This window comes from Mycobacterium sp. E1747, from assembly GCF_001667775.1.
GTDB lineage: Bacteria > Actinomycetota > Actinomycetes > Mycobacteriales > Mycobacteriaceae > Mycobacterium.
The window spans coordinates 75,313-98,045 of the sequence record NZ_LZJI01000249.1; the positions used below are offsets into that span (position 1 = coordinate 75,313).

The window sequence follows — 22,733 nt, forward strand, 5'->3', positions numbered from 1 at the left end:
ACGTTCTAGATTGGCCCGATGACAGCCTCGCAGCACACCGTCGCGGGCACGGTGCTCACCATGCCGGTGAAGATCCGCAAGGCCAATCAGCACATGGCGATGTTCTCCGTCGACGCCGATGCCGCGCAGCAGATGATCGACTACAGCGGCCTGCAGGTCTGCCGCTACCTCCCCGGCCGCGCCATCGTGGTGCTGATGTTGATGCACTACATCGATGGCGACCTGGGCCAGTATCACGAGTTCGGCACCAGCGTGATGGTCAATCCGCCCGGCTCGAGGGCCAGCGGCCCACGAGCGCTGCAATCGGCCGGCGCCTTCATCCACCACCTCCCCGTCGACCAGGCGTTCACCCTGGAGGCGGGAACCAAGATCTGGGGCTACCCGAAAGTGATGGGCAACTTCACCGTCACCGAAGGGCGCCGGTTCGCGTTCGACCTCACCATCGACGGCCAGCCGGTGATCGGCATGGAATTCCGCCGCGGTCTGCCGTTGCGGTTGACCCCGCGCCAGCAGTCGCAACGCACCTACTCGCATCGCGACGGAATCACCCGCGAAACCGCCTTCGAACACACGCTGGACGGCGTACACACCCGGTTCGGCGGCGTAAGCGTCCGGCTCGGTGAGCATCCGTATTCGAAAGAACTTGCGTCGCTTGGCCTTCCGAAGCGCGCGTTAGTGTCCAGCTCTGTCGACCAAGTACAAATGTCCTTCGGTGATGCCCAGGAGATCTCATGACGATGACCAGACCCGACGTGGATCTGACCGACGGCGCCTTCTACTCGGGCGATTCGCGGTCCGTCTACCGCTGGATGCGTGAACACGAGCCAGTTTTCCGGGACCGCAACGGATTAGCCGCCGCCTCCACGTATCAGGCGGTGATCGAGGCCGAACGCAACCCCGAGCTGTTCTCCAATGCCGGCGGCATCCGGCCCGATCAAGACGGCATCGAGATGATGATCGAGATGGACGATCCGCAACATCTGTTGCGCCGCAAGCTCGTCAACTCCGGGTTCACTCGCAAGCGTGTGAAAGACCTTGAGGCCAAGATTGTTTCACTGTGTGACACGCTGATCGACGCGGTGTGTGAACGCGGCGAGTGTGACTTCGTCTGGGACCTCGCGGCGCCCCTGCCGATGGCCGTGATCGGCGACATGCTCGGGGTTCGTCCCGAAGAGCGCAAGATGTTCCTCAAGTGGTCCGACGACCTGGTCAGCTTTTTGAGCAGCACCGCGGCAGAGTCCGATTTCCAGGTCACCATGGACGCTTTCGCGGCCTACAGCCAGTACATGATGGGCATGATCGAGGCCCGCAAGTCCGAGCCGACCGACGACCTGGTCAGCGTGCTGGTGCACGCGGAGGTCGAAGGCTCGCGGCTCGAGGACCACCAGATCGTCACCGAGGTGCTGTTGCTGTTGATCGGCGGCGACGAGACCACGCGCCACACGCTGTCCGGCGGTACCCGGCAGCTGCTGCTGCATCCCGATCAGCACCGGCGCCTGGCGGCCGATCTGAGCCTGCTGCCCAACGCGATCGAGGAGATGCTGCGCTGGACCGCGCCGGTGAAGAACATGGCACGCACGATCACCGCCGACGCCGAGTTCCATGGCGCCCAGCTGCGCCAGGGCGAGAAGATGATCCTGTTGTTCGAATCGGCGAACTTCGACGAGAAGGTCTTCGACGACCCGGAGAGCTTCAACATCGAGCGCTACCCGAACAACCACCTGGCCTTCGGTTTCGGCACGCACTTCTGCCTCGGTAACCAGCTCGCCCGGTTGGAACTGTCCATCATGCAGACCCGGCTGCTGCAACGTCTGCCTGACATGCGGCTGGCGTCTCCGGGCACCGACCTGCCCCTGCGGCCGGCCAACTTCGTCTCAGGCCTGGAGAAGATGCCGGTGGCGTTCACGCCGACCGCGCCGCTGGGCTAGGCGCCGTCCTGCGCCGAACGTGAAGCCAGGGCGAGTTTCCGGCCGGATTTCCGCCCTGGCTTCACGTTCGGCGCGCCCAGGCCGCGGCCACCCGGGCCATGATGCCACCCTGCGTGTCCACGGACGTCACACGAATGGCTATCCACCCCAGTGCGGGCAGGGCTTCGAAGCGGGCGATATCCCTGCGGAATTGCCTGCGGTCGGTCCGATGGTGACCGCCTTCGTACTCGAGCGCGATTTTGACGTCCTCCCACCCCATGTCAAGCACGGCGACAAGCTCTCCGTACTCGCCGTAAACCGGGATCTGCGTTCGTGGTCGCGGGTAGCCGGCTTCGATGAGCAGGAGCCGCAGCCACGTCTCGCGCGGTGACTCGGCGCCGGCGTCGACGAGCGGCAACGCCCGCTTCGCGCGCCGGATGTTGCGGTGGCCTTTGTAGCGTTCGGCGAGCAGTTCGACATCCGCGATCTTGAGGTTGGTGGCCCGGGCGAGCGCATCGATGGCCGCGACTGCCGTTCCGGTGGGATTTCGGCAGGCCAGGTCCAAAGCGGTGCGCGCGGGCGTGGTGGTGACAATGCCGCCGACCAGCTGGGTCTCATCGAAGCACACCCGATCAGACCAGGTATGAATCCCGTTCGGCGGCCGACGGTGCTCGTAGAGCAATTGTGCGGGCGTCCGGCCCTCTACCCACTTGGCGCCGTGCAGCGCCGACGCGGAATGCCCGGCGACGATGCCCCGGCGCCGCGACCACAGCCAGGCGGCATGGGCGCGCGTCGTAGCGCTCAGTTCCGCGCCGCGTGGGACGTAGACGTCGGGATAGATTGCGGCGAATCGGGTTCGCAGCCGGTGCCGGGTCAGCGACGCGGACGCGAGTGCTTCGCTGCCGACAAATGGTTCCGCCACGCGGGCAGTGTGTCTCGGGCTACCGACAACCCTGCCGAACGTGAAGCCAGGCGGAAATCCGGCCGGAAACTCGCCCTGAGTTCACGTTCGGCGCAATCGAGAACTCAGCGGTTCTGGAAGTTGGGCTTGCGCTTCTCGGCGAATGCCCGGGGGCCTTCCTTGGCGTCGTCGGACAGGAAGACCTTGATGCCGATCTGGGTGTCGATCTTGAACGCCTCGTTCTCGTGCATGCCTTCGGTCTCGCGGATCGCCCGCAGGATCGCCTGCACGGCGAGGGGTCCATTACCAGCGATCACTTCTGCGATCTCTAGCGCCTTGGTCAGCGCCTGCCCGTCGGGCACTACGTGCCCGATCAGGCCCATTTCCTTGGCCTCGGCGGCGGTGATATGCCGACCGGTCAGCAGCAGGTCGCAGGCGACGGTGTAGGGAATCTGCCGCACCAGCCGCACGGCCGACCCGCCCATCGGGTACAGGCTCCACTTGGCCTCCGAGATGCCGAACTTGGCGCTCTCGCCGGCGATGCGGATGTCGGTGCCCTGCAGGATCTCGGTGCCGCCGGCGATCGCGGGGCCCTCGACGGCCGCGATGAGGGGTTTTGTGAGTCTGCGACCTTTGAGCAGTGCGTCGATCCGCGACGGGTCGTAGCTGCCGTCCTTAAAAGATTCACCAGGTGGCCGTTTCGTTGCCGCCTTGAGGTCCATGCCGGCGCAAAAGTAGCCACCCGCCCCGGTGAGGATGCAGCACCGGATGTCCGGGTCGTTGTCGACGCGGTCCCAGGCCTCGACCATGATTTGCATCATTTCGGTGCTCAGGGCGTTGCGGGCGTGTGGCCGGTTCAACGTGACGATCAGGGTGTGCCCGCGCTGCTCGACCAGCGCGTCGGGTCCCGTCTGTTCGTTTGCTGGAGCCTCGGCCACGGCTAGTGCCTTTCCCTCGACGTTGGGCATGAGCTTGTCAAGAAATGTAACACGTTCTAATTTGGTGGCCGTGGCCCTGAATATTGCCGATCTCGCAGAGCACGCCATCGACGCTGTGCCGGACCGTGTCGCCCTGATCTGCGGCGACGAGAAGCTCACCTACGCGCAACTGGAGGAGAAGGCCAACCGCCTCGCCCACTACCTGATCGACCAGGGGGTGAAAAAGGACGACAAGGTCGGGCTGTACTGCCGCAACCGCATCGAGATCGTCATCGCGATGCTCGGCATCGTCAAGGCCGGCGCCATCCTGGTGAACGTCAACTACCGCTACGTCGAGGGTGAGCTTCGCTACCTGTTCGACAACTCCGACATGGTCGCCCTGGTCCACGAGCGCCAGTACTCCGACCGGGTCGCCAACGTGCTGCCGGAAACGCCCAACGTCAAGACGATCCTCGTCGTCGAGGACGGCACCGACGCTGACTACCAGCGCTATGGCGGCGTCGAGTTCTACTCGGCCATCGCGCAGTGTTCACCCGAGCGCGACTTCGGAGAGCGCAGCGCCGACGACATCTACCTGCTGTATACGGGTGGCACTACGGGCTTTCCCAAAGGCGTGATGTGGCGCCACGAGGACATCTACCGGGTGCTGTTCGGCGGAACCGACTTCGCGACAGGCCAATTCGTCGAGGACGAGCACGACTTGGCCAAGGCCGCGGCCGCCAACCCACCCATGGTCCGCTACCCGATCCCGCCGATGATCCACGGCGCCACCCAGTCGGCCACCTGGATGTCGATCTTCTCGGGTCAAACCACCGTGCTCGCGCCGGAATTCAACGCCGACGAGGTGTGGCGCACCATCCACGAGCACAAGGTCAACCTGCTGTTCTTCACCGGCGACGCGATGGCGCGGCCGCTGCTCGACGCGTTGTTGGCCCATCAGGACAACGGGAACGAGTACGACCTGTCCTCGCTGTTCCTGCTCGCCAGCACCGCGGCGCTGTTCTCGCCGAGCATCAAGGAGAAACTTCTCGAGTTGCTGCCCAACCGGGTCATCACCGATTCCATCGGCTCCTCGGAGACCGGATTCGGCGGCACCAGCATCGTCGCCAAGGACGCGCCGCACGCCGGCGGCCCGCGGGTGACCATCGACCACCGCACGGTCGTGCTCGACGAGGAGGGCAACGAGGTCAAGCCCGGTTCCGGGGTGCGCGGCTTCATCGCCAAGAAGGGCAACATCCCCGTCGGTTACTACAAGGACGAGAAGAAGACGGCCGAGACGTTCAAGACCATCAACGGCGTCCGCTACGCGATCCCGGGTGACTGGGCGCTCGTCGAGGAGGACGGCACCGTCACGATGCTGGGCCGCGGCTCGGTCTCGATCAACAGCGGCGGCGAAAAGATCTACCCCGAGGAGGTCGAGGCGGCGCTCAAGGGACACCCCGATGTCTTCGACGCCCTGGTGGTCGGCGTGCCCGACCCCCGGTACGGGCAGCACGTGGCGGCCGTCGTGCAAGCGCGGCCGGGAACCCGTCCGACGCTCGCCGAACTGGACCGCTTCGTGCGCTCCGAGATCGCGGGATACAAAGTGCCGCGCAGCCTTTGGCTGGTCGACGAGGTCAAACGCTCGCCGGCCGGCAAACCCGATTACCGCTGGGCCAAGGACCACACCGAGGCACGGCCCGCCGACGACGTGCACGCCGCGCACGTAACTGCTTGACAGACTTCGTCAAGCAACACCCCGCCGCCCCCAGCGGCTACTTCGGGTGGGAAGCCGCCGGGCTGCGGTGGCTGGCAAGCGTCGACGGCGGCGTGCCGTGCGCCCAGGTGGTCTCCGTCGACGCGACGAGCCTGACCCTGCAGCGGCTCGACCCGGCGACCCCGGCGCCCGAGGCGGCGCGGACGTTCGGTGGCCGGCTGGCCGTCACGCACGATGCCGGCGCCCCCGCCTTCGGTGCCGGGCCCGAAGGATGGGACGGGCCGGGGTTCTTCGGGCCGCTTTCCCAGCCGCTGCCGATGTCGCTGCGGCGGCACCGCCGCTGGGGTGAGTTTTACGCCGAGGAGCGGCTGGCGCCGATGGCCGACCTGGCGGCAGCGCGGCTCGACGCCGCCACCCGTGGCGAGATCGACTCCGTGATCGAGCGCTGCCGCGCCGGCGACTTCGACGACGACGACCGGCCCGCCCGGCTGCACGGCGACCTGTGGGGCGGCAACGTGATGTGGACGCCCGACGGGGTGGTGCTGATCGACCCGGCCGCGCACGCCGGCCACCGCGAGAGCGACCTGGCGATGCTCGCGCTGTTCGGCTGCCCGCACTACGACGCCATCGTCGACGGCTACGAGCAGGTGAGACCCCTGCGGGCCGGCTGGCGCAACCGCATCGGGCTGCACCAGCTGTTCCCCTTGCTGGCACACGTGGTGCTGTTCGGCGGCGGGCACGCCCAGCGGACGCGCGCCTGTGCCCGCGCCACACTGGCCCTGTAGCTCCGGCGTCTACTGTTGATCGCGATGACGGTCGACGTGTGGATGCAGCACCCCACTGCGCGGTTCCTGCGCTGCGACATGCTGGCATCCCTGCGGCGCTGGACCGGCGACTCCATACCGGACGCCGACATCCCGATCGAGGCGAGCGTCGCGACGATGGACGCCGCCGGCGTGCGCTTCGGACTGCTCAGCGCGTGGCGCGGCCCGGGCGGGCAGGATCTGATCTCCAACGACGAGGTCGCCGAGTGGATCAGCCTGCACCCGAAGCGGTTCGGTGGATTGGCCGCGGTCGACCTCGACCGGCCGATGGAAGCGGTCCGCGAACTGCGCCGCCGCGTTCGGGAGGGATTCCTCGGCCTGCGGGTGGTGCCGTGGTTGTGGAACGCGCCGCCCACCGACCGCCGTTACTATCCGATGTTCGCCGAATGCGTGGAGCTGGGAGTGCCGTTCTGCACCCAGGTGGGCCATACCGGTCCGCTGCGCCCCTCCGAGACCGGCCGCCCCATTCCCTACATCGACCAAGTCGCCCTCGACTTCCCCGAGCTGGTGATCGTCTGCGGACACGTCGGCTATCCGTGGACCGAGGAGATGGTCGCGGTCGCCCGCAAACACGAAAACGTCTACATCGACACCTCCGCGTACACGATCAACCGGCTTCCGGATGAGCTCGTCCGATTCATGAAAACCGGTACCGGACAACGAAAAGTATTGTTCGGTAGTAACTATCCGATGATGACCCAGGCGCACGCTCTGGTGGGGTTGACCGAACTCGGCCTCTCGGTCGAGGGCCGCCGAGACTTCTTGCACTGCAATGCCAAGCGCGTTTTCAAACTGGAGGCAGTCACGTGAATGGTGCCCAGGCCCTGATCAACACCCTGGTCGACGGCGGCGTCGACGTGTGCTTCGCCAACCCCGGCACCTCGGAGATGCACTTCGTGGCCGCACTGGACAGCGTCCCGCAAATGCGCGGCGTGCTGGCCCTGTTCGAGGGTGTCGCCACCGGGGCGGCCGACGGATACGCCCGAATCGCCGGCCGGCCGGCGGCGGTGCTGTTGCACCTGGGTCCCGGCCTGGGCAACGGCCTGGCCAACCTGCACAACGCGCGGCGCGCTCAGGTGCCGATGGTGGTCGTCGTCGGCGACCACGCCACATACCACAAAAAGTACGACGCCCCATTGGAATCCGACATCGACGCGCTCGCCGGAACCGTTTCCGGGTGGATGCGTCGCACCGAACGCACCGCGGACGTCGCCTCCGACGCCGCGGAGGCGATCGCCGCGAGCCGCGCGGGCTCACGGATCTCTACGCTGATCCTGCCCGCCGACGTGTCATGGTCGGACGGGGCGCAACCGGTCGAGACGACACCCGCGGAGCCGGCGGGGGCCGAACCGCGGTTGGCGTTCGAGGTGATCGAGGTGCTGCGGTCGGGGGAGCCGACGGTCGTCATGATCGGCGGCGACGCCACCCGCGCACCGGGCCTAACCGCCGCCGCGCGGATCGCGCAGGCGACCGGCGCGCGGGTGCTGTGCGAGACGTTCCCGACGCGACTGGAGCGCGGCGCCGGCGTCCCCGCCGTCGAGCGGCTAGCCTATTTCGCCGAGGCCGCCACCGCCCAGCTGGACGGTGCCAAGCATCTGGTGCTGGCGGGCGCCAAATCGCCGGTGTCCTTCTTCGCCTACCCGGGCATGCCGAGCGACCTCGTGCCGGCCGGCTGTGAGGTGCATCTGCTCGCCGGACACAGCGGCGCCGCCGAGGCGCTCGCTGCGGTGGCCGATGAGCTGGCACCCGAAACCGTTGCGCCCGTTGCCGTTGCGGCGCGGCCCCAGCTGCCGACGGGGGCCCTGACGTCGGTATCGGCGGCCGACGTGATCGGTGCGCTGCTGCCGGAGGGCGCGATCGTCGTCGACGAGTCGAACACCTCCGGCGTGCTGCTGGCCCGGGCGACCGCGGGGGCGCCGGCCCATGATTGGCTGACGTTGACCGGCGGGGCGATCGGGTACGGCATCCCGGCCGCCGTGGGCGCCGCGGTCGCCGCCCCCGACCGGCCGGTGCTATGCCTGGAATCCGACGGATCCGCGATGTACACGATCTCCGGGTTATGGACTCAGGCGCGGGAAAACCTCGACGTCACCACCGTGATCTACGACAACAGCGCCTACGACATCCTGCGGATCGAGTTGGCGCGGGTGGGGGCCGGATCGGCTCCCGGGCCCAAGGCGCTCGACCTACTCGACTTATCGCGTCCCGCAATGGATTTCGTTAAGATCAGCGAAGGGATGGGCGTGCCCGCCCGGCGTGTCACCACCGCCGAGGAACTCGCCGACGCGCTGCGCCACGCGTTGAGCGAACCCGGGCCGCACCTGATCGACGCCGTGGTGCCGTCAATAACGGGCTAACCCCGGAAGTCGGCTGAGGACCCACTCCGACATCGTGTTGAGGACATCGACGCCCGTCTCCAGCACGCCGTCATGGACCCTGGCGGCCAGGGCCACGCCCCACTGCCCCGACGGCGTGGGCACGATCCCGAACTGCCGCACCAGGTAGTCGCCCTGCATTCCGGGGCCCCAACCGCCTTTGGCTGCAAAGCCTTTGGCGGCCAGCCCCCAGCGGTGGTCGCTGCTGAGGCGGTGCATCAGGTCGATGACATCGGACGAATCGGGGATCGACGGCAACTCCGCCGCGAAGCGGGCTTGCCGCTGCAGGGTCCACTGCGTCTGGCCGAAGGCCGTATAGCCGCGCCGGAGCCGACGTGATTCCACGACAGTGGCGGTGTCACCACCCTCGGCGATCACGCCCTGCACCCGGCGCGCCGCTTCCCCGGGATCGCCCAGACCGGACCACAATTGCTCCGACGCGTGATTGTCGGACTCGGTGATGGCCTTGACGGCCAGATCCTTCGCGCGCAACCAATCGCAGCGCAGCGCCGCGATCGTCAACGGCACCTTGATGGTCGACCATGCGACACCCGACCACCATCGACCCAGCGAATAAGTGCGGTCCGGGCGGGCGATCGCGATGCCGACCTCCGCAGGCACCGCCGCGGACAGCTGATCGAAGCTCGCTTCGAGAGCGGTCTCTAGGGGCCGGGAAGTCATGCGCTGATCGGACCCACCATCGCGTCTCCTTCGATCCCGACCTGTCCGTGCCGTCAAGCATTATCGTCGACGGTCCTATCGCACGGCGCGCCGCTGCGGGACGGCGCGTCGCTAGCCCGGCGGCAGCGCCGGCAGCGGAAGTCCCGGTTCCTGCGGTGGCGGTTCCCACGGGACGCGTTCCGGCGTCTGCGGCGCGTAAACCAGCGGGGGCGGCGGAGGCAGCGGGGGAGGCGGTGGCACCGGATCGCCGGCGGCGCAACCGGCGCCGAATCCGAGCGCCGCGCCGCCCAGCGACGCGAGGAGGGCCGACCCGGCGATCAACTCACGAATTTTCGGCATGGGCCGATCTTCCCCTTCCCGTTTGCGGCTGGATCCGCACTACAGGATCGTCGCAGTCGACGCCCTGCGCCGCCAACTGGCGCTTGAGCACCTTGAAGGTCACCGTACGCGGCAGTTCCGTGCTGACCCGGACGTAGGACGGCCATTGCTTGGGTCCCAAGTCGGTCTGCTCGGCGAGGAAGGCGCGGAACTTCTCGGCGTCGAACTCGGCGCCGGGAGCCATCACCAGCGCGGCCATCACCTGGTCCCCGACCACCGGGTCGGGCACCGCGTACACGGCCACCTCGGTCACGTCGGGGTGCCGCAGCAGCACCTGCTCGATCGGAGCGGCGCCGAGGTTTTCACCGTCCACGCGCATCCAATCGCCGAGCCGCCCCGCGAAGTAGGCGTAGCCCGCGTCGTCGCGGTAGGCGAGGTCGCCGGTGTGGTAGACCCCGCCCGCCATCCGCTCGGCCTCGGCGGGCTCGTCGTTGTAGTAACCCTCGAACCGGCCCGCGCCGGCGGTGTTCACCAGCTCGCCGACCACGCCAACCGGGCAGGGTTCACCGGTATCGGGGTCGACGATGTCGACGCCCTCGGGAAGCGGACCCAACGCACCATCCGGGGTGTCCGGGGTGCGCGCGATCGCCACGCCGCCCTCGGTGGAACCGAATCCGTCCTGCACGACGCATCCGAACCGGCGCGCGAAGCGTTCGACATCGCGGGGCACGCCCTCGTTGCCGTACACCGCTCGTAGCGGGTTGTCCGCATCGTCGGGCTGCTCGGGCGTGGCCAGCACGTAGGACAGGGGCTTGCCGACGTAGTTGGCGTAGGTGGCGCCGAAGCGGCGGACGTCGACCAGGAAGTTGGAGGCAGAGAACTTGCGCCGCAACGCCAATGAGCCCTGACACGCGGCCGCCACCGCCCAGCCGACCAACACCGCGTTGGAATGAAACAGCGGCATCGACACGTAACAGACGTCGTCGGGGCCGAGGGAGAATCGCTGGCTCATCGTCACGCCCGCGATCGCGACCTTGCCGTGGCTGCACTTCACCGCCTTGGGTTCGCCGCTGGTGCCAGACGTGAAGATCAGCATGAAAAGATCTGCGGCGGTTGCGGCTTGGAAGCGCGGTTCGACGTCGCGATATGCGGCCACCTCGTCGGCCCACTCGGGGGAGTCCACGTTCACGTAGTCGATGTCGCCCAGTGCGGCAGCCGAAGCGGAGTCGGCCAGCAACACCTGGCAGTCGGCGTGCGCGATGTCGCGCGCCAGCGCGTCGCCGCGGCGCACCGGGTTGAGCCCCACCGGCACGATGCCGGACATGCCGGCCGCCGCCAGCATCGCCGAGAAGAACGGGGTGTTCTCCAACAGCACTCCGACGTGCGGCGGCTGCCCCGCGTCGAGGCGGTGCCGCAGCGCCGCCGCGACGGCGGCGCCGTGACGCAGGTGATCCCGCCAGGTGGTGTACGTCTCTTCGAAGTAGACGCCCCGGTCATCGATCTCTGCCAGCGGTGCCAGCAGTTTGGTGACCGTCGGATCGGGAGGAAGCACGAAGGTCAATGTGCCCGCTCGCCCCCTCCCCGCTTCGCGGCTGGGGGTGTCCCCACCTCAATCCCTTGCCCGGACGGCATCGTCACCGGGCGATCAGGCAGGGGTTTCCGCCAGTTCGCGGCCGATCCGGCGCAGCTGACCGGTGGCGCCGCCCAAGGCGAACTCGGCCTCCTTGGCTGCCAGGAAGTAGCGGTGCACCGGGTGATCGGTGTCGACGCCGACACCCCCGTGCACGTGCACGATGGTGTGTGCCACCCGGTGCCCTGCGTCGGCGGCCCAGAACGCGGCGCTGGCCACGTCGATCTCGGCGGGAACATCCTCGGAGACGCGCCAGGCCGCCTGGGTGAGGGTGAGGCGCAAGCCCTTGACGTCGATGTACCCGTCGGCCAGCCGCTGCGACACCGCCTGGAAACTGCCGATCGGGCGATCGAATTGCTCCCGCTCCCTGGCGTATTCGGCGGTGAGCTGCAACCCGCGTTCGAGCACGCCCAGCTGGTAGGCGCTGCGGCCCAGAGCCGTGAGCGTGTCGAGCCAGACGACGACCTCGGCGCCGCCGACCATCCGGGCGCCGTCCACCTCGGCGCCGTCCAGCGCCAGGTGTCCGACGCTGCCCAGGCCGGTGGTCTCGAGCGGGCTCGCCGAGACCCCGGAATCGGCGGCGGCGACCAGGAAAACGGCGGTGCCGGAATCGGTCTCGGCCGGAACGAGGAACGCGTCGGCCACCGGTCCGAACCCGACCTGGGTGCGGGTGCCGGTGAGGCGGTAGCCGTCGCCGGCGCGGGTGGCCTGCACCGGCCCCTCACCCATCTCGCCCAGGAGCGCGACGGTGAGAATCTTCTCGCCGCTGACCGCCGGGGCGCCCCAATCCTGTTGCAGCTCTTGGGTGCCGAATCGCGCCAAAGCCCCGGCGCCCAGCATCACCGATTCCAGGTACGGCACGGCCGCCAGCTGGTGACCGAGCGCCACCAGGATGGCGACCTGCTCGAGTACCCCGAATCCGTCGCCGCCCACCGAGGTGGCCGAGGCACTGGTCAGGATGCCGGCGTCGATGAGTTTGCCCCACAGCGCGCGGTCGAGCCGTTGGTCGAGCTTGTCGAGTTCCCGGTGGTGCTCCGGTGTGCAGATCGAGTTCACGATCGTGTCGACCAGTCCGCCGAGGTCGGTGGCCGCTTCGGTCGTCGAAAAGTCCATCGTCATTCGTCCTTTAAGGGAAGTGGGGCTCAGCGGTTTCGGGGCAGTCCCAGCGCGACCATGCCGATGATGTCGCGCTGCACTTCGTTGGTGCCGCCGCCGAAGGTCAGGATCAGGCACGCGCGGTGCATCCGCTCGACCCGGCCGCGTAGCAGCGCACCCGGCGAATTCTGACGCACCGTGGCCGCGGTGCCCAGCACCTCCATCAGCAGCCGGTATGCCTCGGTGGCCAACTCGGTGCCGTACACCTTGGCCGCCGAGGCGTCCGCCGGCGACAGCGACTGGCCGTCCGAGCCCCCTTGGGCGGAAGCCAACTCCCAGTTGATCAACTTCAGCACCTCGGCCTTGGCATGCACCCGGGCCAGGTTGATCTGCACCCACTCCGAATCGATCAGCCGGGCGCCGCTGGAGTCCTTGGTGTTTTGCGCCCACTCGCGAACCTCGTGCAGCGCGAGGAAGATCGGTTGCGCCGACACCAGGGCGACGCGTTCGTGGTTGAGCTGGTTGGTGACCAGCTTCCAGCCGCCGTTCTCCTCACCGATGAGGTTGGTCACCGGGACTCGCACGTCGGAGTAGTAGGTGGCGCTGGTGTCCACCCCGGCCATGGTGTGCACCGGCGTCCACGAGAAGCCTTCGGCGGTCGTCGGCACGGTCAGCATCGAAATGCCGCGGTGTTTTTTTGCCTCCGGGTTGGTGCGCACCGCGAGCCAGACCCAGTCGGCGTAGGCGATCAGGCTGGTCCACATCTTCTGGCCGTTGACCACGTAGTCGTCGCCATCGCGGACGGCGGTGGTGCGCAGGTTGGCCAGGTCGGTGCCGGCGCCCGGCTCCGAGTAGCCGATCGAGAAGTGCAGTTCGCCGGCGGCGATCTTGGGCAGGAAGAACGTCTTCTGTTCCTCGGTGCCGAATGCCATGATCGTCGGCGCCACGCTGTTGATGGTCAGGAACGGCACCGGCACGCCCGCGATCGCGGCCTCATCGGTGAAAATCAGTGAATCCATCGGGGAGCGGTCCTGGCCGCCGTACTCCTTGGGCCAGTTCAGCGTCAGCCAGCCGTCCTTGCCCATCTGCGCGACGGTGTCGCGGTACGCGGTGCCGGTTCCCACCTCGCCGGCACCCGAGGAGGTCAGCGCTTCGCGGCGCTCCGGCGTCATGAGGTTGGTGAAGTACGACCGCAGCTCGCGACGCAGCTCCTCCTGTTCAGGGGTGTAACTGATGCGCATCCCAGCCGTCCTTTGTTAACGTGATTCGCCTCGATTAGCCGACGTTACTCGGCCGACGCCTACCGCTTCGCCTTCCGGTTGTAACACGTTCTAGTCTGAGATTCCAGCGACCGTTTCCCTAGCGGTATCCGGGCCCTATGGTGGTCCTACATACTGATGGGGCATGTCCTCGGTTGAAGGCCAGGTGCAAGGAGGGTGCTGTGCGGGTGATCGTCGACCATGACCGGTGTGAAGGTAACGCCGTGTGCTTGGGAATCGCGCCGGATATCTTCGACCTGGACGACGAGGATTACGCAGTCGTGAAGCTGGATCCGATCCCCGCCGATCAGGAGCAGCTGGCCGAGCAGGCGATCGCCGAATGCCCGCGGGCCGCGCTGTTGCGCGGTGATTAGCTCGAGCCCGAATGCGTCCTAAGAAACTAGAGGTATTCATAAATTGACTAGCAGCGCGAACGCGACGGATCTATCCGGGAAGGTCGCGGTGGTGACCGGTGCCGCCGCGGGCCTGGGTAGGGTGGAGGCACTTGGCCTGGCCCGGCTCGGCGCGACCGTCGTCGTCAACGACATCGCCGCCGCCCTGGACGCCTCCGATGTCATCGACGAGATCAACTCGGCGGGCTCCAAGGCCGTCGCGGTGGCCGGCGACATCAGCGAACGCGCGACCGCCGACGAGTTGGTCGCCCAGGCCGACGGCCTCGGGGGGCTCGACATCGTCGTCAACAACGCGGGCATCACCCGTGACCGGATGCTGTTCAACATGTCCGACGAGGAGTGGGATCTGGTCATTGCGGTGCACCTGCGCGGCCATTTCCTGCTGACCCGCAACGCGGCCACCTACTGGCGGTCGAAGGCCAAGGACGCGGGGGGAACGGTCTTCGGTCGTCTGGTTAACACCGCGTCCGAGGCGGGGCTGGTCGGCCCGGTGGGGCAGGCGAACTACGGCGCGGCCAAGGCCGGCATCATCTCGCTGACCCTGACAGCCGCGCGGGCGCTGGGCCGCTACGGCGTGTGCGCCAACGCGATCTGTCCGCGCGCCCGCACCGCGATGACGGCGGACGTCTTCGGTGCCGCGCCGGAAGTGGAGGCGGGCGGCATCGACCCGCTGTCGCCCGAGCACGTCGTCAGCCTGGTCAAGTTCCTGTCATCTCCGGCGGCCGCGGAAGTCAACGGGCAGGTGTTCATCGTCTACGGTCCGCAGGTGACCCTGGTCGCCGCGCCCACCGCGGAGCATCGATTCAGCGCCGAGGGCGAGGCCTGGGAGCCGGGGCAGCTGAGCGCGACGCTGCAAGGGTACTTTGCTGGGCGGGATCCCGAACGCAACTTTTCCGCGGTCGGGTTGATGGAGCAATAACCTTGTGAGGGCACTTCCTGGGGGGCGAATCAGCAGCTAGAACATGTGTCAATTTCAAATAATACAATGGTGTCTGACCTGGATAATTAACGTTTTGGACAAAGAAATGTTATTCATTGATATTGATTGACACCCTTGTCTTGTTCTGAGTTACTATGATCCGGCTCACATCGAGCCGCGTGCGACGAAAGACACCGCTAAGGCGACGCACAGACTTCGCCGCGAGCAGCCGAGGGGGGTAGCCAAGTTGAGGGAACAACTTGCGGTTCCCGCTCGCGCCGTCGGCGGGTTCTTCGAAATGATGATCGACACCGGCCGGCAGAGCTTTCGCCGGCCGTTCCAAATTGGCGAGTTCTTGGAACAGACCTGGATGATCGCGCGGGTGTCGCTGCTCCCGACCCTGCTGGTGTCGATCCCCTTCACCGTGCTGGTGGCGTTCACGCTCAACATCCTGCTCCGCGAAATCGGGGCCGCCGACTTGTCCGGTGCCGGAACGGCTTTCGGCACCATCACCCAGTTGGGCCCGGTGGTGACGGTGCTCGTGGTGGCGGGGGCCGGAGCCACGGCGATCTGCGCGGATCTCGGCGCGCGAACCATCCGCGAGGAGATCGACGCCATGCGGGTGCTCGGCATCGATCCGATCCACCGGCTGGTGGTTCCCCGGGTGTTGGCGTCCACCGTGGTCGCGCTCTTGCTCAACGGTTTGGTGTGCGCCATCGGCTTGTCCGGCGGCTATGTGTTCTCCGTCTTTTTGCAGGGCGTGAATCCGGGTGCGTTCATCAACGGGCTCACCGTTCTGACCGGGCTGCGCGAGCTGGTGCTCGCCGAGGTCAAGGCGCTGCTGTTCGGCGTGATGGCCGGGCTGGTCGGTTGTTATCGCGGGCTGACCGTAAAGGGCGGACCCAAGGGCGTCGGCAATGCGGTCAACGAAACCGTGGTCTACGCGTTCATCTGTCTGTTCGTCATCAACGTGGTGATGACCGCCATCGGCGTGCGAATCTCGGCGAAGTGAGTCCTCGATGAGCTACGACGTCACCTACCGGCTACGCAGCCTCGCCTCCAGGTTGCAGGAGCCGGTCGATGACTTCGGTGAGCAGGCGCTGTTCTACGGGCAAACCGTCCGGTACGTCCCGAACGCGCTCACCCGCTACCGCAAGGAGACGGTCCGGCTGATCGCCGAGATGACGATGGGCGCGGGAGCGCTCGTCATGATCGGCGGCACCGTCGGCGTCGCGGCCTTCCTGACGCTGGCCTCCGGTGGGGTCATCGCAGTGCAGGGGTATTCGTCGCTGGGCAACATCGGCATTGAGGCGCTGACCGGCTTCCTGTCGGCATTCCTCAACGTCCGGGTCGTGGCGCCGGTGATCGCGGGTATCGCGCTGGCCGCCACCATCGGTGCCGGCGCCACCGCGCAATTGGGTGCCATGCGGGTCTCCGAGGAGATCGATGCGGTCGAATGCATGGCGGTGCATTCGGTGTCCTACCTGGTGTCGACCCGGCTGATCGCCGGACTCATCGCGATCGTCCCGTTGTATTCCCTGTCGGTGCTGGCCGCGTTCTTCGCCGCCCGCTTCACCACGGTGTACATCAACGGACAGTCCAAGGGCCTCTACGACCACTACTTCAACACCTTCCTCATTCCCTCGGACCTGCTGTGGTCGTTCCTACAGGCGATCGTCATGTCCGTCGCGGTGATGCTGGTCCACACCTACTACGGCTACAACGCCAGCGGCGGGCCGGTCGGGGTCGGGATCGCGGTCGGTCAGGCCGTGCGGACCTCGCTGATCGTCGTCGTCGTCATCACACTGTTCATCTCACTCGCTGTCTACGGCGCGTCCGGTAACTTCAACCTCTCTGGGTAAGAGGACCGCTTAAGAGACATGGCAGAAACAGATACGCGACGCATACACGTCCGGCTGGCGGCCGCGGTGCTGGCCGGGCTGCTGGTGGCGTTCGCCGGCGTGACTTACCTTTCCTACACAGCGGCTTTCGCCTCGATCGACAACGTCACGGTCTCGGCACCGCGGGCCGGACTGGTGATGGAGAAGGGTGCCAAGGTCAAGTACCGCGGCATTCAGATCGGCAAGGTCGAGAGCATCGACTACTCCGGTGACCAGGCCCGACTGACGCTGGGCATCAACAGCGACGACATGCACTTCATCCCCTCCAACGCGGCGGTGCACATCGCGGGCAACACTATCTTCGGGGCTAAGGCCGTGGAATTCCTTCCGCCGCAGAACCCTTCGCCGACCTCGCTGCGCCCCAACGCGCACGTCGCGGCGTCGGCGGTGCAGCTGGAGGTCAACACCTTGTTCCAGTCGCTGATCGACCTGCTGCACAAGATCGACCCCGTCGAGCTCAACGGCACGTTGAGCGCGCTGTCCGAGGGACTGCGCGGTCACGGCGACGACTTCGGTGGCATCTTGTCCGGCCTGAACACGCTGACCCAGCAAACGAACCCGAAACTGCCTGCGCTGCAGGAGGACTTCCGTAAGGCGGCGGTGGTCACCAACGTCTATGCCGACGCCGCCCCGAACCTGAACACCGTCTTCGACAACCTGCCGACGATCAACAAGACCGTCGTCGACCAGCAGAACAACCTCAACGACACGCTGCTGGCCACGATCGGCCTGGCCAACAACGCCTACGACACGTTGGAGCCGGCCGAACAGAATTTCATCGACGCCATCAACCGGCTGCGCGCCCCGCTGAAGGTGGCCGCCGACTATTCGCCGGAATTCGGCTGCCTGTTCGCCGGCATCGACAGGGGCCTCAAGGAATTCGGGCCCATCATCGGCGTGCGGAAGGCCGGCCTGTTCACTTCCTCGAGTTTTGTGCTGGGCGCGCCGGCATACACCTATCCCGAATCGTTGCCCGTGGTCAATGGCTCCGGCGGGCCGAACTGCCGGGGGTTGCCGGACATCCCGAATAAGCAACACGGTGGATCGTGGTATCGGGCGCCGTTCCTGGTGACCGACAACGCCAACATCCCGTACGAGCCGTTCACCGAGTTGCAGTTCGATGCGCCGTCGACCCTGCAGTTCCTGTTCCACGGCGCCTTCGCTGAGCGGGACGACTTCTGATGGCCGCCCAGAGCATGCCCTCGCACCGCTCGATGATGATCAAAGTCAGCATCTTCGCGGTGGCCATGCTGATCGTGTCCGCGGGTCTGGTGGTGGTCTTCGGTGACTTCCGGTTCGGCCCCGAAAGCACCTACCACGCAACGTTCACCGATGTGTCGCGGTTGAAGGCGGGCCAGAAGGTCCGCATCGCCGGGGTGCCGGTCGGAGCGGTGTCCGGCGTGAAGCTCAACCCCGACAACACCATCGACGTTACGTTCGGGCTCGACAAGCGCTACACCCTCTATTCCTCTACCCGCGCGGTGATCCGCTACGAAAACCTGGTCGGTGACCGGTATCTGGAGATCACCTCCGGCCCGGGAGAGCTGCGCAAACTGCCGCCTGGCGCGACGATCAACGCCCAGCACACCCAGCCGGCACTGGATCTCGACGCGCTGCTGGGCGGCCTGCGGCCGGTGCTCAAGGGGTTGGACGCGGACAAGGTGAACACGATCAGCGGCGCCGTCATCGAACTGCTGCAGGGCCAAGGCGGGGCGTTGTCCAACGTCCTGGCCGACACCAGCGCGTTCTCGTCCGCGCTCGGGCAGCGCGACCAGCTCATCGGTGACGTGATCAACAACCTCAACACGGTGCTCAAGACCGTCGATGCGCGCAGCGCCCAGTTCTCGGCCAGCGTCGACCAGCTGCAGCAGCTGATCAGCGGCCTGGCCAAGAACAAGGATGACATCGCCGGCGCGATTCCGCCGCTGGCCTCGACGACGACGGATCTGACTGAGCTGTTGAAGAATTCGCGTCGGCCGCTACAGGGCATCCTGGAAAACACCCGGCCGCTGGCCACCGAAATCGATAATCGGAAGGCCGAGGTCAACAATGACGTCGAGCAGCTGGGCGAGGACTATCTGCGGTTGGCCGCGCTCGGTGCCTACGGATCGTTCTTCAACATTTACTTCTGCTCGGTGACGATCAAGATCAATGGCCCCGCCGGCGGCGACATCCTGCTGCCGCTCGGTGGTCAGGTGGATTCCAGCAAGGGGAGGTGCGCTTTTGTCAAGTAACGCAAAGCATGAGCGCGATCCGTTGCGCACGGGCATCTTCGGGGTGGTGCTGGTGGTCTGCGTCATGCTCATCGCATTCGGCTACGCGGCGCTACCCTTCTGGCCGCAGGGAAAGATCTACGACGCCTACTTCTCCGACGCCGGCGGCATCAATCCCGGTAACGCCGTTTATGTTTCGGGTTTGAAGGTCGGGAAGGTGACGTCGGTCGGCCTGGCCGGGGACAGCGCCAGGATCAGCTTCAGCGTGGACCGGCACGTCACCGTCGGCGACCAATCGCTGGCCGCGATCCGCACCGACACCATCCTCGGCGAGCGTTCCATCGCGGTGACCCCGGCCGGCAGCGGCAGGTCGACCACGATCCCGCTTAGCCGCACGGCCACTCCATACACGCTCGCCGGGGCGCTGGAGGACCTGGGCCAGAACGCCAACAACCTGAACAAGCCTCAGTTCGAGCAGGCGCTGAACGTCTTGACCGACACGTTGCACGATGCGACTCCCGAACTGCGCGGCGCGCTTGACGGTGTAACCACGCTCTCGCGCACCCTCAACCGGCGCGACGAGGCCCTGCAAAGCCTGCTGGCGCATGCAAAGTCGGTCACGGGCGTGCTCTCCCAGCGGGCCGAACAGGTCAACAAGCTGGTCGACGACGGTAACGAGTTGTTTGCCGCGCTCGACGAGCGGCGCGCTGCCCTCGGACAACTCATCGGAGGAATCCAGGCTCTGTCGGCGCAGATATCCGGTTTCGTCGCCGACAACCGCAGGGAATTCGGTCCGGCGCTGAGCAAGCTGAACAACGTGTTGAGCGATCTCAATGATCGCCGTGACTACATCACCGAGGCCCTCAAGCGGCTGCCGACCTACGCCACCGAGCTTGGCGAGGTGGTCGGATCCGGTCCCGGCTTCAACGTCAACGTCTACGGCGTGATCCCAGCGCCGCTGGTCGCGACGATGTTCGACTTCTTCTACCAGCCCGGCAAGATGCCGGCCAGCCTCGCCGACTATCTGCGCGGTCTGATTCAGGAGCGCTGGATCATCAGGCCGAAATCGCCGTGATGCAGCGGATCGCCCGCAGCCCGGGGCTGCGTTACACCACCGCCGTCGCGCTCGTCGCGGTGTTGGTGGGAGGCGTGTACGTGTTGTCCTCGACCGGCAATACGCGAAGTGTCGTCGGCTATTTCACGTCGGCCGTCGGGCTCTACCCGGGCGACCAGGTCCGGGTCCTCGGGGTTCCGGTGGGTCAAGTCGACACGATCCAACCGCGGCCATCCGACGTCAAGATCACCATGTCGGTGTCCAAGGACGTGAAGATCCCTAAGGACGCCAAGGCGATCATCATGTCGCCGAACTTGGTGGCGGCCCGGTTCATTCAGTTGACCCCGGCCTATACCGGCGGCGAGGTGATGCCCGACGGCGCAAGCATCGGCCTCGGTCGCACCGGCGTCCCGGTGGAGTGGGATGAGGTCAAGGAGTCTTTGACTCAACTGGCCGTGCAGCTCGGGCCGACGACCGGGTCGATGCAGGGGCCGCTGGGCCGGGCGATCAACCAGGCGGCGGACACGTTCAACGGTAACGGCGATTCGTTCCACAATGCGCTGCGCGAACTCTCGCAAGCCGCTGGGCGGCTGGGGGATTCACGCAGCGACATCTTCGGCACGGTCAAGAACCTTCAGGTTCTCGTCAATGCGCTGTCGGCCAGCAACGAACAGATCGTGCAGTTTGCCGGAAACGTCGCCTCGGTCTCGCAGGTGCTCGCCGACAGCTCGCGTCACCTCGACAACACCTTGGGCACGCTGAACAAGGCGCTCTCCGACATCCGCGGGTTCCTGCACGAGAACAACTCGACCATCATCGATACGGTCAACAACCTCAACGACTTCGCCAAGACGCTCAGCGACCAGAGTGACAACATCGAACAGGTACTGCACGTCGCGGGTCCGGGTATCTCGAACTTCTACAACATTTATGACCCGGCCCAGGGCACGCTCAACGGCCTGCTGTCGATACCGGAATTCGCCAACCCCGTGCAATTCATCTGCGGCGGGTCCTTCGAAACGGCCGCCGGACCGAGGGCGCCCGACTACTTCCGGCGTGCGGAACTATGTCGTGAGCGGCTGGGGCCGGTGCTGCGCCGGCTCACGGTGAACTACCCGCCGATCATGTTCCACCCGCTCAACACGATCACGGCCTACAAGGGCCAGATCATCTATGACACCCCGGAAACCCAAGCGAAGTCGGCGACTCCGGTCCCCGAGCTGACCTGGATTCCGGCCAACGGCGCCAAAACGCCGCCCGCCGCGCAGAACCCAGCGGACCTACAGGCGTTGCTGGTTCCACCGGCCCCGCAAACAGGCCAGGCGCCGGCGCCTGCCCTGGGGAATGCCGGGCCCGCGCCCGGGCCAGCGTCGGGGAGCGCCTTCGGACCCCTGCCGGGGCCCCCGCCGAGCCCAGCACCGGCGGCACCCCCGACCCCGGGGGGCAGCTGATGCGGCGGATGTGGTTGCGCGGCGGCGCCTTAGCCGCGGCCAGCGCGCTGCTGGCCGGCTGCCAATTCAGCGGGCTGAACTCGCTGTCGATGCCCGGTACCGCTGGCCATGGCGGCGGGGCCTACTCGATCAGTGTCGACCTGCCCGACGTCGCGACGCTGCCGCAGAACTCACCGGTGATGGTCGATGACGTCACCGTCGGCAGCGTCGCCGGCATTCAGGCGATGCAGCGTTCCGACGGATCGTTCTACGCCGCAGTGAAATTGGCGTTGGACAAGAACGTCGTGTTGCCGGCCAACTCGACGGCGACGATCGCGCAGACGTCGCTGTTGGGTTCGATGCATGTCGACCTGGCGCGCCCGAAGGACAAGCCGGCCGTCGGGCGGCTCACCGACGGGTCGAAAATTTCGGAGGCCAACACCGGCCGGCATCCGACCACGGAGGAGGTGCTGTCGGCCCTGGGTGTGGTGGTGAACAAGGGCAATGTCGGTGCATTGGAAGAGATCACCGACGAGACCTATCAGGCCGTCGCGGGCAGGCAGGACCAATTCGCCGGCCTGGTGCCCCGGCTGGCGGAACTCACCGCCGGGCTCAATCGTCAGGTCAATGACATCATCGACGCCGTCGACGGCCTGAACCGGTTTTCGGCGAGCCTGGCTCGGGATAAGGACAACCTGGGCCGGGCGCTGGACACGTTGCCCGACGCGATACGCGTGCTGAACAAGAATCGTGAGCACATCGTCGAGGCATTCGCCGCGCTCAAGAAACTGGCGACGGTCACGTCCAACGTGCTCGCGAAAACCAAGGTCGACTTCGCCGCCGACATGAAAGACCTTTACGCGGTGGTCAAGGCCCTCAACGACAACCGGAAGAACTTGGTCACCTCTCTACAGATCTTGCTGACGTTCCCGTTCCCCAATTACGGCATCAAGCAGGCCGTCCGAGGTGATTACCTCAACGTGTTCACCACCTTCGACCTGACTCTGCGTCGGATCGGTGAAACGTTCTTCACCACGGCATATTTCGACCCGAACATGGCCCACATGGGTGAGATCCTCAATCCGCCCGACTTCTTGACCGGTGAACTGGCGAACCTGTCCGGACAGGCGGCCGACCCGTTCAAGATCCCGCCCGGCACGGCTTCAGGACAATAGGGGG

22 protein-coding genes are annotated in these 22,733 nt (G+C 66.4%); 15 read left to right on the plus strand and 7 right to left on the minus strand.

The genetic code is table 11. The annotated features are described in order from the left end of the window. The first annotated feature begins 18 nt into the window (after window positions 1-18). The gene (locus A5695_RS26575) at window positions 19-735 is read left to right on the plus strand and encodes an acetoacetate decarboxylase family protein (RefSeq protein ID WP_068089721.1); all 717 of its coding nucleotides are present in this window, start codon (window positions 19-21) and stop codon (window positions 733-735) included. Further along, on the plus strand, window positions 732-1,928 hold the full coding sequence (locus A5695_RS26580) for a cytochrome P450 (RefSeq protein ID WP_068089725.1): 1,197 nt from the start codon (window positions 732-734) through the stop codon (window positions 1,926-1,928). The genes A5695_RS26575 and A5695_RS26580 overlap by 4 nt, the downstream gene beginning before the upstream one ends. A 61-nt stretch (window positions 1,929-1,989) precedes the next feature. On the opposite strand, the gene A5695_RS26585 is transcribed toward A5695_RS26580, so the two are convergent. Together A5695_RS26585 and A5695_RS26590 are read right to left on the minus strand one after the other, a co-directional pair. Continuing rightward, window positions 1,990-2,829, minus strand: a complete 840-nt coding sequence (locus A5695_RS26585) for a hypothetical protein (protein WP_068089727.1) — start codon at window positions 2,827-2,829, stop codon at window positions 1,990-1,992. Between the two features lie 104 nt (window positions 2,830-2,933). Beyond that, complete coding sequence (locus A5695_RS26590) at window positions 2,934-3,776, minus strand: crotonase/enoyl-CoA hydratase family protein (RefSeq protein WP_156749867.1); 843 nt, start codon at window positions 3,774-3,776, stop codon at window positions 2,934-2,936. A 34-nt stretch (window positions 3,777-3,810) separates the two neighbouring features. On the opposite strand from A5695_RS26590, the gene A5695_RS26595 reads away from it, so the two are divergent. From A5695_RS26595 to A5695_RS26610, 4 genes are read left to right on the plus strand one after another with little or no spacing between them, the layout of a single operon-like run. Further along, on the plus strand, window positions 3,811-5,463 hold the full coding sequence (locus A5695_RS26595) for an acyl-CoA synthetase (protein WP_068089729.1): 1,653 nt from the start codon (window positions 3,811-3,813) through the stop codon (window positions 5,461-5,463). Continuing rightward, window positions 5,460-6,227 (plus strand): fructosamine kinase family protein, encoded by a 768-nt coding sequence (locus A5695_RS26600; RefSeq protein ID WP_068089730.1) that lies wholly within the window; start codon window positions 5,460-5,462, stop codon window positions 6,225-6,227. The genes A5695_RS26595 and A5695_RS26600 overlap by 4 nt, the downstream gene beginning before the upstream one ends. Before the next feature lie 24 nt (window positions 6,228-6,251). Continuing rightward, window positions 6,252-7,076, plus strand: a complete 825-nt coding sequence (locus A5695_RS26605) for an amidohydrolase family protein (protein ID WP_068089731.1) — start codon at window positions 6,252-6,254, stop codon at window positions 7,074-7,076. Continuing rightward, window positions 7,073-8,623 (plus strand): acetolactate synthase large subunit, encoded by a 1,551-nt coding sequence (locus tag A5695_RS26610; RefSeq protein ID WP_068089733.1) that lies wholly within the window; start codon window positions 7,073-7,075, stop codon window positions 8,621-8,623. Before A5695_RS26605 ends, A5695_RS26610 begins: the two co-directional genes overlap by 4 nt. Here A5695_RS26610 and A5695_RS26615 read toward each other — a convergent pair. The 5 genes from A5695_RS26615 to A5695_RS26635 all read right to left on the minus strand — a co-directional run bounded on the left by A5695_RS26615 (window position 8,609) and on the right by A5695_RS26635 (window position 13,606). Further along, the gene (locus A5695_RS26615; RefSeq protein WP_068089735.1) at window positions 8,609-9,322 is read right to left on the minus strand and encodes a serine hydrolase; all 714 of its coding nucleotides are present in this window, start codon (window positions 9,320-9,322) and stop codon (window positions 8,609-8,611) included. The genes A5695_RS26610 and A5695_RS26615 overlap by 15 nt on opposite strands. 111 nt (window positions 9,323-9,433) lie before the next feature. Continuing rightward, window positions 9,434-9,661: a hypothetical protein gene (locus tag A5695_RS26620; protein ID WP_068089737.1), complete on the minus strand. Its 228-nt coding sequence runs from the start codon at window positions 9,659-9,661 to the stop codon at window positions 9,434-9,436. After that, window positions 9,645-11,192: a long-chain-fatty-acid--CoA ligase FadD17 gene (fadD17, locus tag A5695_RS26625; protein ID WP_068089741.1), complete on the minus strand. Its 1,548-nt coding sequence runs from the start codon at window positions 11,190-11,192 to the stop codon at window positions 9,645-9,647. The genes A5695_RS26620 and fadD17 overlap by 17 nt, the downstream gene beginning before the upstream one ends. 93 nt (window positions 11,193-11,285) lie before the next feature. Continuing rightward, on the minus strand, window positions 11,286-12,383 hold the full coding sequence (locus tag A5695_RS26630) for an acyl-CoA dehydrogenase family protein (protein WP_068089813.1): 1,098 nt from the start codon (window positions 12,381-12,383) through the stop codon (window positions 11,286-11,288). A gap of 29 nt (window positions 12,384-12,412) precedes the next feature. After that, window positions 12,413-13,606, minus strand: a complete 1,194-nt coding sequence (locus A5695_RS26635; RefSeq protein WP_068089743.1) for an acyl-CoA dehydrogenase — start codon at window positions 13,604-13,606, stop codon at window positions 12,413-12,415. Window positions 13,607-13,806: 200 nt separating this feature from the next. On the opposite strand from A5695_RS26635, the gene A5695_RS26640 reads away from it, so the two are divergent. The 9 genes from A5695_RS26640 (at window position 13,807) to A5695_RS26680 (ending at window position 22,729) form a co-directional block, all read left to right on the plus strand. After that, the gene (locus A5695_RS26640; RefSeq protein WP_067280870.1) at window positions 13,807-13,998 is read left to right on the plus strand and encodes a ferredoxin; all 192 of its coding nucleotides are present in this window, start codon (window positions 13,807-13,809) and stop codon (window positions 13,996-13,998) included. 43 nt (window positions 13,999-14,041) lie between these two features. Then, complete coding sequence (locus tag A5695_RS26645) at window positions 14,042-14,956, plus strand: 3-oxoacyl-ACP reductase (RefSeq protein ID WP_068089744.1); 915 nt, start codon at window positions 14,042-14,044, stop codon at window positions 14,954-14,956. Between the two features lie 247 nt (window positions 14,957-15,203). Further along, window positions 15,204-15,968, plus strand: coding sequence for an ABC transporter permease (locus tag A5695_RS26650; protein ID WP_068089745.1), 765 nt, complete (start codon window positions 15,204-15,206; stop codon window positions 15,966-15,968). Window positions 15,969-15,975: 7 nt separating this feature from the next. Next, entirely contained in the window at window positions 15,976-16,818 is an 843-nt protein-coding gene (locus A5695_RS26655) for an ABC transporter permease (protein WP_068089747.1), read from the plus strand. Between the two features lie 18 nt (window positions 16,819-16,836). Beyond that, window positions 16,837-18,039, plus strand: a complete 1,203-nt coding sequence (locus A5695_RS26660; RefSeq protein ID WP_068089749.1) for an MCE family protein — start codon at window positions 16,837-16,839, stop codon at window positions 18,037-18,039. Next, the gene (locus A5695_RS26665) at window positions 18,039-19,091 is read left to right on the plus strand and encodes an MCE family protein (protein ID WP_068089751.1); all 1,053 of its coding nucleotides are present in this window, start codon (window positions 18,039-18,041) and stop codon (window positions 19,089-19,091) included. Before A5695_RS26660 ends, A5695_RS26665 begins: the two co-directional genes overlap by 1 nt. Next, window positions 19,081-20,145 carry a virulence factor Mce family protein gene (locus A5695_RS26670; protein ID WP_156749868.1) on the plus strand — a complete coding sequence of 355 codons (1,065 nt, stop codon included), beginning with the start codon at window positions 19,081-19,083 and terminating at the stop codon, window positions 20,143-20,145. The genes A5695_RS26665 and A5695_RS26670 overlap by 11 nt, the downstream gene beginning before the upstream one ends. Further along, complete coding sequence (locus A5695_RS26675; protein WP_369830242.1) at window positions 20,145-21,575, plus strand: virulence factor Mce family protein; 1,431 nt, start codon at window positions 20,145-20,147, stop codon at window positions 21,573-21,575. The genes A5695_RS26670 and A5695_RS26675 overlap by 1 nt, the downstream gene beginning before the upstream one ends. Then, the gene (locus A5695_RS26680) at window positions 21,575-22,729 is read left to right on the plus strand and encodes an MCE family protein (protein WP_068089756.1); all 1,155 of its coding nucleotides are present in this window, start codon (window positions 21,575-21,577) and stop codon (window positions 22,727-22,729) included. Before A5695_RS26675 ends, A5695_RS26680 begins: the two co-directional genes overlap by 1 nt. Window positions 22,730-22,733 lie beyond the last annotated feature (4 nt).